Source organism: Skermanella sp. (assembly GCF_059503625.1).
Genome location: NZ_JCACHA010000692.1, coordinates 1 through 8,301, shown reverse-complemented (window position 1 = coordinate 8,301; position 8,301 = coordinate 1). Strand labels below are relative to the sequence as shown.

Below are 8,301 nucleotides of genomic sequence, written 5' to 3'. Positions count from 1 at the left end.
AAGAGATAGCCGCCGCGATCGAAGACGACCTCCGTCACGCCGGCCGCCGTCGCCCGCTCGGCGATCAGTTTGCCGACCAGCTTGGCTGCTTCGATGTCCGCACCGGTCTTCAGCGACTCGCGCAGATCCTTGTCGATGGTCGACGCGGCCGCGAGGGTCTTGCCCTCGCTGTCGTCGATCACCTGGACATAGATGTGCTTGCTGGACCGGAAAACCGACAATCTGGGCCGGCCGCCCGCCTTCTTCCTGATCTGCGTACGCACCCGCATCTTGCGGCGTGCGTTCAGTTCCTTTGACGTTTTCATCGGCCGTGCCCCTACTTCTTCTTGCCTTCCTTGCGCAGCAGAGTCTCCGTCGAGTACTTGATGCCCTTGCCCTTGTAGGGCTCCGGCTTCCGGAACTGACGGATTTCCGCTGCGACTTGGCCGACCTTCTGACGGTCGGCCCCGGAAACGGAGATCGCGGTCGGACGCTCGGTCTTGATCGCGATCCCGGCGGGGATCGGGTAGACGACGTCGTGCGAGTAGCCGAGCTGGAGAACCAGATCGCTGCCCTGCACGGCGGCGCGATAACCGACGCCGTTGATTTCGAGGTTGACCGTGAAGCCCTCGCTGACGCCCTTGACCATGTTGGCCACGAGTGTCCGCGAAGTCGCCCACATCACCTTGCCGCGCTTGCTGTCGGCATGGCGCGGCTTGACGACGACCTTGCCGTCATCGAGCGACGCCGCGATGTCATCGATAAGGGTCATGCTGAGCTGGCCCAGCTTGCCCTTGGCCGTCAGGGTCTGGCCGTTGACTGCGACGTCAACGCCAGCCGGGACCGGCACGGGGTGTTTACCAATTCGTGACATGGCTGCCTCTTAGAACACGCGGCAAAGCACTTCGCCGCCAACATTGGCAGCGCGGGCTTCGTTGTCGGACATCACACCGCGCGGCGTCGACAGGATCGAAATCCCGAGGCCGTTATACACGCGGGGCAGATCCTTGATCTTCGAGTAGACGCGACGGCCGGGCTTGGACACGCGGCTGATGGTCTTGATGACCGGCTCGCCCTCGTGATACTTCAGCTCGATACGGAGCTGAGCAATGCCGGGACGCAGCTCTTCCTGGAAGTAGCCGCGGATGTAACCTTCACGCTTCAACACTTCCAGCACGCTCGACCGCAGCTTGGAGGCCGGGCTGTCGACACTGGTCATGTGGGCACGCTGACCGTTACGGATACGGGTCAGCATATCGCCCAAAGGATCGCTCAAAGACATCTTTCCGATCCCCCTTACCAGCTCGACTTCGTCATGCCCGGGATCTGACCGTTGGAGGCCAGATCACGAAGCGCGATACGCGAAAGCTTGAACTTACGATAGAAAGCGCGCGGACGACCGGACATCTCGCAGCGATTGCGGACGCGGGTCCGGCTCGAGTTGCGCGGCATCTCGGCGAGCTTGAGCCGGGCGGCGAACTGATCTTCCGGCGTCAGCGACGGGTCCTTGGAAATCGCCTTCAGCTCAGCGCGCTTGTTGGCGAATTTCTTGACCAGGCGCTCGCGGCGCTTGTTCTTCTGGATGGCGCTTGTCTTGGCCATGGCTGTAACCTCCTGCCGCTCAGGCGACGAACGGCATGTCGAAGCCCTTGAGGAGCGCCTTGGCTTCCTTGTCGGTCTTCGCAGTCGTCACGATGATGATGTCCATGCCCCGGATCTCGTCGATCTTGTCGTAATCGATTTCCGGGAAGATGATCTGCTCTTTCAAGCCCATGGCGTAGTTGCCACGACCGTCGAAGCTGGTGCCCGAGACGCCGCGGAAGTCGCGGACGCGCGGCAGTGCAATCGTCACCAGACGGTCGAGGAACTCATACATGCGCTCGCGACGCAGGGTCACCTTGCAGCCGATCGACATGCCTTCACGCAGCTTGAACTGGGCGATCGACTTGCGGGCCTTGGTCACCACCGGCCGCTGGCCAGCGATAGCGGTCAGTTCGGCGACAGCCGAGTTGACCTTCTTGCCGTCGGAGGTTGCTTCACCAACACCCATGTTGATGACGATCTTCTCGATCCGCGGCACTTCCATGTCGTTGGCGTAGTTGAACTCAGCCTTCAACTTGGCGCGTACGACGTCGTCGTATTGCTTTTTCAGCCTGGTCGTCATGGTGGCGCTCACAGATCGATGACTTCGCCGGACCGCTTGGCGACGCGCACCTTGCGGCCATCCTCGAGGGTCTTGAATCCCACCCGAGTCGGCTTGTTATCTTTGGGGTCGATATGGGCAACGTTGGAGACGTGCAGGAAAGCCTCCACTTCCAGGATGCCGCCGGCGGTGGTCTGGGTCTGGCGCTGGTGCTTCTTGACGATATTCACACCGCGAACCTTGACCCGGTTCTCCTTGGGAAGAACCTCGATGACCTCACCGGTCTTGCCCTTGTCCTTGCCGGCGATAACGACGACCTTGTCGCTTTTCTTGATCTTAGCGGCGGACATTACAGCACCTCCGGCGCAAGCGAGATGATCTTCATGAACTTCTTGCCGCGCAGCTCACGGGTCACCGGCCCGAAGATACGGGTACCGATGGGCTCGCCCTGCTTGTTGATCAGCACGGCGGCGTTGCGGTCGAAGCGGATGGAGCTGCCGTCGGTGCGCCGGATCTCCTTGGACGTGCGGACGATGACCGCACGATGCACATCGCCCTTCTTGACGCGTCCGCGCGGGATGGCTTCCTTGACGGAGACGACGATCACGTCGCCAACGCCAGCCACCTTGCGCTTGGACCCGCCAAGCACCTTGATGCACTGCACCCGGCGCGCGCCGCTATTGTCGGCGACCTCCAGGTTGGTTTGCATCTGGATCATATGTCAGACCTCTTCAATCAGCCGGCGGAAGAGCCGGACTCTGCCGCAGCTGCGGCATCGGTGAGAACAACCCAACGCTTGCGCTTCGAGATCGGACGACTTTCCTCGATGAAGACGTTGTCGCCGGTCTTGAACTGGTTGTTCTCGTCATGGGCAGCGTAACGCTTCGACTGCCGGATGAACTTCTTGTACACGGGATGCATCACGCGACGCTCGACGAGGACGATAATTGTCTTATCGCCCTTATCGCTAACGACCGTGCCCTGCATGATACGCCGGGGCATGGGTAAACTCCTACGACGCGGACGAGCGCACGCGCTCGCCCAGGATGGTCTTGATGCGCGCGATGTCGCGGCGCACCTGGCCGACGCGCGCGGTGTTCTCAAGCTGGCCCGAGGCCCGGCGGAAGCGCAGGTTGAACTGCTCCTTCTTCAGGGTCAGGAGCTGGTCATTGAGCTCATCTGCGGTCTTGGTGCGCAGATCGGCGGGCTTCGTCATTGATCCAACTCCTCGCCCAGACGGGTGATGAACCGGGTCTTGATCGGCAGCTTGGCGGCTGCGAGCTCGAAAGCCCGCTTTGCCAAGTCACCGGGGACGCCGTCCAGTTCAAACATGATGCGGCCGGGATGCACCCTGGCCGCCCAAAACTCGGGCGACCCCTTGCCGGAGCCCATGCGGACTTCGGCAGGCTTGGTGGAAACCGGGACATCCGGGAAGATCCGGATCCAGACGCGGCCCTGACGCTTCATGTGGCGGGTGATCGCGCGGCGAGCCGCCTCGATCTGGCGCGCGGTTATGCGCGCCGGTTCAACCGCCTTCAGGCCGTAGGCGCCGAAGTTCAGAGTCGTCCCGCCCTTGGCGGTGCCGTGGATACGGCCCTTATGTGCCTTGCGGTACTTCGTACGCTTAGGACTTAGCATGGCATGTGCCCTCTACTAGTATCCTGCCGTTCAGCGATTGCCGTGATCGCCACGATCGCCGCGGTCACCACGATGGTGATCGCCACGCTCGCCACGCTCGGGCCGTCCGCTGGGACCGGCCTGTTGTTCACTTGCGCGTTTATCCTGCGCCATCGGGTCGTGCGCAAGGATTTCGCCCTTGAACACCCATACTTTTACGCCGCACGTGCCATACGTGGTCTTTGCGGTTGCAACACCGTAGTCCACGTCAGCGCGGAGCGTGTGCAGAGGCACACGGCCTTCCCGATACCACTCCATACGCGCGATTTCCGCACCGCCGAGACGACCGGAGCAGTTGATCCGGATGCCCTGGGCTCCCAGGCGCATCGCGGACTGCACGGCACGTTTCATGGCGCGGCGGAAAGCAACGCGGCGCTCGAGCTGGTTGGAGATGTTTTCGGCAATCAACTTGGCATCGATTTCCGGCTTGCGGATCTCGACGATGTTCAGGTTGACGTCCGAACCGGTCATCTTGGCCAGCTCGACGCGGAGCTTCTCGATATCGGCACCCTTCTTACCGATAACAACCCCCGGACGGGCGGAATGAATGGTCACCCGCGCCTTTTTCGCCGGACGCTCGATAACCACCCGGGAAACGCCCGCCTGCTGGAGGCGGCCGTGCAGGAAGCTCCGGAGCTTGAGATCGCTGTGGAGCAGATCGGCGTAGTCCCGATTTGCGTACCAGCGGCTGTCCCAGGTGCGGTTGATGCCGAGCCGAAGCCCGACCGGATTGATCTTCTGACCCATATTACTCGGCCTCCACCGCTTCGGCGCGCTCGCGCACGATCACGGTCAGATTGCTGAACGGCTTCTCGACCCGGGCGCCGCGGCCGCGGGCGCGGGCGTGGAACCGCTTCATGACCAGAGCGCGACCGACCGTCGCCTCGGCGACGAACAGACGGTCGACGTCGAGCTGGTGGTTGTTCTCCGCATTGGCGATCGCCGACTGCAGGACCTTCTTGACCTCCTCGGCGACACGCCGCTTGGAGAAGGTCAGGTCGGCCACCGCCGCCTGCGCGCCCTTGCCCCGGATCAACTCGGCGACGAGGTTGAGCTTACGGGCCGAAGACCGGATCATCTTACCGAATGCCATCGCTTCGTTTTCGGCGATGCGAGGCGCATTGGCTGTCTTGCCCATGACTACTTCCTCTTCGACTTCTTATCGGCCGCATGGCCGTAATAGGTCCGGGTCGGAGCGAACTCGCCGAACTTGTGACCGATCATGTTTTCGGTCACGATCACGGGCAGGAACTTCTGACCATTGTGAACGCCGAAGGTCAAACCGACGAACTGGGGCAGGACGGTGGAGCGACGCGACCAGATCTTGATGATCTCGTTACGACCGCTTGCCCGCGCCTTATCGGCTTTCTTCAGCAGGTAACCGTCAATGAACGGTCCCTTCCAGACGCTGCGCGCCACGGCGTAACTCCTCTACTTCGCATGACGGCGGCGCAGGATCTGGCCATCCGTCTTCTTGTTGTTCCGCGTCTTCTTGCCCTTGGTCGGCTTGCCCCACGGGGTCACCGGATGCCGGCCACCGGAGGTCCGGCCTTCACCACCGCCGTGCGGGTGGTCGATCGGGTTCATGGCGACGCCACGGACCGAAGGACGCTTGCCCAGCCAGCGATTGCGACCGGCCTTGCCCAGGTTGATGTTGGACTGGTCCGGGTTGGACACCGCGCCGATCGTGGCGAGGCATTCGCCCCGCACGACGCGCAGCTCGCCCGAAGCCAGCTTCAACTGGGCATAGCCCTGGTCGCGGCCGACGAGCTGAACATAGGTGCCGGCCGAACGTGCCAGCTGGCCGCCCTTGCCTGCCTTCAGTTCAACGTTGTGGACGATCGTGCCCACCGGGATGTTCTTCAGCGGCATCGCGTTGCCGGGCTTCACGTCGACTCGCTCGCCGGCGATCACGGTGTCGCCGACCTTCAGGCGCTGAGGCGCCAGAATGTAGGCCTGCTCACCGTCCTCGTAACGGACCAGCGCGATGAACGCGGTACGGTTCGGATCGTACTCCAGCCGCTCGATGACGGCCGGAACGTCGAACTTGCGCCGCTTGAAGTCCACCAGACGGTAGCGGCGCTTATGGCCGCCACCGATCCGGCGCGCAGTGATGCGACCGGTGTTGTTACGACCGCCGCTCTTGGTCAGACCCTCGGTGAGGGACTTGACCGGCTTGCCCTTCCACAGCTCCGAACGGTCCACCAGCACGAGCTGGCGGAGCGACGGCGTGATCGGGCGGAAGTTTTTCAATGCCATCGGTCAGTTCCAGACTTAAACGCCAGTGGTCACGTCGATCGTGTGGCCTTCCGCCAGCGTCACGACCGCTTTCTTGTAGTCGGAGCGACGGCCCAGAATACCCTTGAAGCGCTTGACCTTGCCCTTGGTGATCAGCGTGTTGACCGCCGTCACCTTGACCTTGAACAGCCCTTCCACCGCAGCCTTGATCTCAGGCTTGGTAGCGTCCATGGGCACCTCGAAGGTGACCTGGCGGTGTTCGGAACCCAACGTCGACTTCTCGGTGATGATCGGGGCGGTGATCAGATCGTACATCCGCTCCTTGCTCACCGAAGGTTTCGAGATCTTGCTCATTTCAGGCGAGCCTCCAGCTGCTCGACCGCGTTGCGCGTCAGAACCAGCGTGTCCCGGCGCAGGATGTCGTAGACATTGGCACCCTGTTCCGGCAGCACGTCGATCAGCGGCACATTCCTCGACGCACGCACGAAGTTCTCATCCAGATTGGCGCCGTCGATGATCAGCGCCGAAGTCAGGCCGAGCAGCTTGAAGCGCTGGACCATTTCCTTCGTCTTATGGCTGTCGACGGCGACCGCGTCCAGCACCACCAGCTTGCCTTCGGCCAGCTTGGTCGAGAGAGCGGTCTTCAGCGCCAGCTTGCGGACCTTCTTGTTCAGATCGTGCGCATGGCTGCGAACGACCGGACCGAAGATCGCGGCGCCGCCGCGGAACTGCGGAGACCGCAGCGAACCCTGACGGGCGCGGCCGGTACCCTTCTGGCGGTGCGGCTTCTTGGTGGTGCCGCGGATTTCCGAGATGCCCTTGGTCTTGTGGTTACCCGAACGCCGCTTGGCGAGCTGGTAGTTGACCATGCGGGCCAGGAGATCGGTACGCAACGGCACGCCGAACACGGCCTCGTCGAGTTCGATCTCACCGACTTCTTCGTTCTTCAGATTCTTGACGGTCGTCTTCATCTCATTCACTCCGTCGGCTCGGCGCCGGCTTCGGCGGCAGGGGCCTCGGGGGCGGCAGCAGCCGGAGCAGCGTCAGGCTTGGAGCGAAGAGCCGCCGGGAACGGCAGGCCTTCCGGAGCCTTGCGCTTGACAGCGTCGCGAACCAGCACCCAACCACCTTCGGAACCGGGGACGGCACCCTTGACCAGGATCAGGCCGCGGTCTTCGTCGACCGAGACGATCTTCAGGTTCTGGGTGGTGACCTGCTCGGCGCCGAGATGACCGGCCATCTTCTTGTTGGCGAAGGTCTTGCCGGGATCCTGACGGTTACCGGTCGAACCATGCGAGCGGTGCGAGACCGACACGCCGTGGGTCGCGCGCAGACCGCCGAAGTTCCACCGCTTCATGCCGCCGGCGAAGCCCTTGCCGATCGTCGTTCCGGTGACGTCCACGAGTTGACCCGGAACGAAATGGGCAGCCGAAAGCTCGGCGCCGACCTCGATCAGGGCATCGGCATCGACACGGAACTCCACCAGCTTGCGCTTGGGCTCGACCTTCGCCTTGGCGAAGTGGCCGCGCTGGGGCTTCGTGACGTTCTTGACCTTGGCGGTACCGGCGCCGAGCTGGACGGCGGTATACCCGTCGCTTTCCTCGGTACGCACGGCGACAACCTGTACGTTGTCAACCTTCAGCACAGTGACCGGAACATGTTCGCCCTCGTCCGTGAAGACGCGGGTCATGCCGAGTTTCTGCGCGATCAAACCGGATCGCATGGTTTATTTCTCCTCACTAGGGACATCCTCAGGGGGAGAGGTCCCTTACCCTTGTACTTAGAGCTTGATCTCGACGTCGACACCGGCGGCGAGGTCGAGCTTCATCAGCGCGTCCACGGTCTGCGGGGTCGGATCGACGATATCGATCAGGCGCTTATGAGTACGGATTTCGAACTGCTCGCGCGACTTCTTGTCGATGTGCGGCGAGCGGTTGACCGTAAACTTCTCGATCTGCGTGGGCAGGGGGATCGGACCCCGAACCCGTGCGCCGGTCCGCTTGGCGGTGTTGACGATCTCGCTGGTCGACTGGTCGAGCACGCGATGGTCGAACGCCCGCAGGCGGATCCGGATATTCTGACTGTCCATCGTCTTCAAAACCCGTTTCTCTGCCGCTGAAGGGGCCGCTCCGTTCAGGAGAGCGGCCCCTCTTCGCCGGCTAACTCGTTGCACCCCGGACCTCATGGTCCGGAGCGACCCCGAACCGATTTACTTGATGATGCTGGCGACGACGCCGGCGCCGACGGTGCGGCCGCCCTCGCGG

Annotated in this window: 18 protein-coding genes; all 18 read right to left on the bottom strand. The window is 62.7% G+C overall.

Annotated features, from left to right (window positions below):
• A partial coding sequence (rplR, locus tag AC5JJ6_RS22795; RefSeq protein WP_496044253.1) for a 50S ribosomal protein L18 occupies positions 1-305 on the bottom strand: 305 nt, incomplete at its 3' end.
• Between the two features lie 11 nt (positions 306-316).
• Positions 317-853, bottom strand: a complete 537-nt coding sequence (gene rplF, locus AC5JJ6_RS22790; protein WP_044425931.1) for a 50S ribosomal protein L6 — start codon at positions 851-853, stop codon at positions 317-319.
• Positions 854-862: 9 nt separating this feature from the next.
• The gene (rpsH, locus tag AC5JJ6_RS22785; RefSeq protein WP_044425930.1) at positions 863-1,261 is read right to left on the bottom strand and encodes a 30S ribosomal protein S8; all 399 of its coding nucleotides are present in this window, start codon (positions 1,259-1,261) and stop codon (positions 863-865) included.
• 14 nt (positions 1,262-1,275) lie between these two features.
• Positions 1,276-1,581, bottom strand: coding sequence for a 30S ribosomal protein S14 (rpsN, locus tag AC5JJ6_RS22780; protein WP_496044252.1), 306 nt, complete (start codon positions 1,579-1,581; stop codon positions 1,276-1,278).
• A 19-nt stretch (positions 1,582-1,600) separates the two neighbouring features.
• Positions 1,601-2,143 carry a 50S ribosomal protein L5 gene (gene rplE, locus AC5JJ6_RS22775; RefSeq protein ID WP_044425928.1) on the bottom strand — a complete coding sequence of 181 codons (543 nt, stop codon included), beginning with the start codon at positions 2,141-2,143 and terminating at the stop codon, positions 1,601-1,603.
• Between the two features lie 8 nt (positions 2,144-2,151).
• Positions 2,152-2,472, bottom strand: coding sequence for a 50S ribosomal protein L24 (gene rplX / locus AC5JJ6_RS22770; RefSeq protein WP_496044251.1), 321 nt, complete (start codon positions 2,470-2,472; stop codon positions 2,152-2,154).
• Positions 2,472-2,840 carry a 50S ribosomal protein L14 gene (gene rplN / locus AC5JJ6_RS22765; RefSeq protein WP_037453585.1) on the bottom strand — a complete coding sequence of 123 codons (369 nt, stop codon included), beginning with the start codon at positions 2,838-2,840 and terminating at the stop codon, positions 2,472-2,474. Before rplN ends, rplX begins: the two co-directional genes overlap by 1 nt.
• 17 nt (positions 2,841-2,857) lie before the next feature.
• On the bottom strand, positions 2,858-3,124 hold the full coding sequence (rpsQ, locus tag AC5JJ6_RS22760; RefSeq protein ID WP_044425926.1) for a 30S ribosomal protein S17: 267 nt from the start codon (positions 3,122-3,124) through the stop codon (positions 2,858-2,860).
• A gap of 10 nt (positions 3,125-3,134) precedes the next feature.
• On the bottom strand, positions 3,135-3,338 hold the full coding sequence (rpmC, locus tag AC5JJ6_RS22755) for a 50S ribosomal protein L29 (protein ID WP_496044250.1): 204 nt from the start codon (positions 3,336-3,338) through the stop codon (positions 3,135-3,137).
• Positions 3,335-3,760, bottom strand: coding sequence for a 50S ribosomal protein L16 (gene rplP, locus AC5JJ6_RS22750; protein ID WP_044425923.1), 426 nt, complete (start codon positions 3,758-3,760; stop codon positions 3,335-3,337). Before rplP ends, rpmC begins: the two co-directional genes overlap by 4 nt.
• 30 nt (positions 3,761-3,790) lie before the next feature.
• Positions 3,791-4,546, bottom strand: coding sequence for a 30S ribosomal protein S3 (rpsC, locus tag AC5JJ6_RS22745; protein WP_044425922.1), 756 nt, complete (start codon positions 4,544-4,546; stop codon positions 3,791-3,793).
• A 1-nt stretch (position 4,547) separates the two neighbouring features.
• A complete protein-coding gene (gene rplV / locus AC5JJ6_RS22740) occupies positions 4,548-4,937 on the bottom strand; it encodes a 50S ribosomal protein L22 (protein WP_044425921.1) in 390 nt (129 codons plus the stop codon).
• A 2-nt stretch (positions 4,938-4,939) separates the two neighbouring features.
• Positions 4,940-5,218 (bottom strand): 30S ribosomal protein S19, encoded by a 279-nt coding sequence (gene rpsS / locus AC5JJ6_RS22735; RefSeq protein WP_044425920.1) that lies wholly within the window; start codon positions 5,216-5,218, stop codon positions 4,940-4,942.
• A 12-nt stretch (positions 5,219-5,230) separates the two neighbouring features.
• Positions 5,231-6,058: a 50S ribosomal protein L2 gene (gene rplB, locus AC5JJ6_RS22730; RefSeq protein WP_044425919.1), complete on the bottom strand. Its 828-nt coding sequence runs from the start codon at positions 6,056-6,058 to the stop codon at positions 5,231-5,233.
• 15 nt (positions 6,059-6,073) lie between these two features.
• Complete coding sequence (locus AC5JJ6_RS22725) at positions 6,074-6,382, bottom strand: 50S ribosomal protein L23 (RefSeq protein WP_147040171.1); 309 nt, start codon at positions 6,380-6,382, stop codon at positions 6,074-6,076.
• Positions 6,383-6,387: 5 nt separating this feature from the next.
• Positions 6,388-7,008 (bottom strand): 50S ribosomal protein L4, encoded by a 621-nt coding sequence (gene rplD, locus AC5JJ6_RS22720; RefSeq protein ID WP_496044249.1) that lies wholly within the window; start codon positions 7,006-7,008, stop codon positions 6,388-6,390.
• A gap of 5 nt (positions 7,009-7,013) precedes the next feature.
• Positions 7,014-7,760 carry a 50S ribosomal protein L3 gene (gene rplC / locus AC5JJ6_RS22715; protein WP_496044248.1) on the bottom strand — a complete coding sequence of 249 codons (747 nt, stop codon included), beginning with the start codon at positions 7,758-7,760 and terminating at the stop codon, positions 7,014-7,016.
• A gap of 57 nt (positions 7,761-7,817) precedes the next feature.
• Positions 7,818-8,126, bottom strand: coding sequence for a 30S ribosomal protein S10 (rpsJ, locus tag AC5JJ6_RS22710; protein WP_037453618.1), 309 nt, complete (start codon positions 8,124-8,126; stop codon positions 7,818-7,820).
• Between the last annotated feature and the right edge of the window lie 175 nt (positions 8,127-8,301).

Coding starts and splice junctions, on each gene's coding strand:
- rplF (WP_044425931.1), bottom strand. CDS start 853: ATGTCACGAATTGGTAAACACCCCGTGCCGGTCCCGGCTGGCGTTGAC.
- rpsH (WP_044425930.1), bottom strand. CDS start 1,261: ATGTCTTTGAGCGATCCTTTGGGCGATATGCTGACCCGTATCCGTAAC.
- rpsN (WP_496044252.1), bottom strand. CDS start 1,581: ATGGCCAAGACAAGCGCCATCCAGAAGAACAAGCGCCGCGAGCGCCTG.
- rplE (WP_044425928.1), bottom strand. CDS start 2,143: ATGACGACCAGGCTGAAAAAGCAATACGACGACGTCGTACGCGCCAAG.
- rplX (WP_496044251.1), bottom strand. CDS start 2,472: ATGTCCGCCGCTAAGATCAAGAAAAGCGACAAGGTCGTCGTTATCGCC.
- rplN (WP_037453585.1), bottom strand. CDS start 2,840: ATGATCCAGATGCAAACCAACCTGGAGGTCGCCGACAATAGCGGCGCG.
- rpsQ (WP_044425926.1), bottom strand. CDS start 3,124: ATGCCCCGGCGTATCATGCAGGGCACGGTCGTTAGCGATAAGGGCGAT.
- rpmC (WP_496044250.1), bottom strand. CDS start 3,338: ATGACGAAGCCCGCCGATCTGCGCACCAAGACCGCAGATGAGCTCAAT.
- rplP (WP_044425923.1), bottom strand. CDS start 3,760: ATGCTAAGTCCTAAGCGTACGAAGTACCGCAAGGCACATAAGGGCCGT.
- rpsC (WP_044425922.1), bottom strand. CDS start 4,546: ATGGGTCAGAAGATCAATCCGGTCGGGCTTCGGCTCGGCATCAACCGC.
- rplV (WP_044425921.1), bottom strand. CDS start 4,937: ATGGGCAAGACAGCCAATGCGCCTCGCATCGCCGAAAACGAAGCGATG.
- rplB (WP_044425919.1), bottom strand. CDS start 6,058: ATGGCATTGAAAAACTTCCGCCCGATCACGCCGTCGCTCCGCCAGCTC.
- rplD (WP_496044249.1), bottom strand. CDS start 7,008: ATGAAGACGACCGTCAAGAATCTGAAGAACGAAGAAGTCGGTGAGATC.
- rplC (WP_496044248.1), bottom strand. CDS start 7,760: ATGCGATCCGGTTTGATCGCGCAGAAACTCGGCATGACCCGCGTCTTC.
- rpsJ (WP_037453618.1), bottom strand. CDS start 8,126: ATGGACAGTCAGAATATCCGGATCCGCCTGCGGGCGTTCGACCATCGC.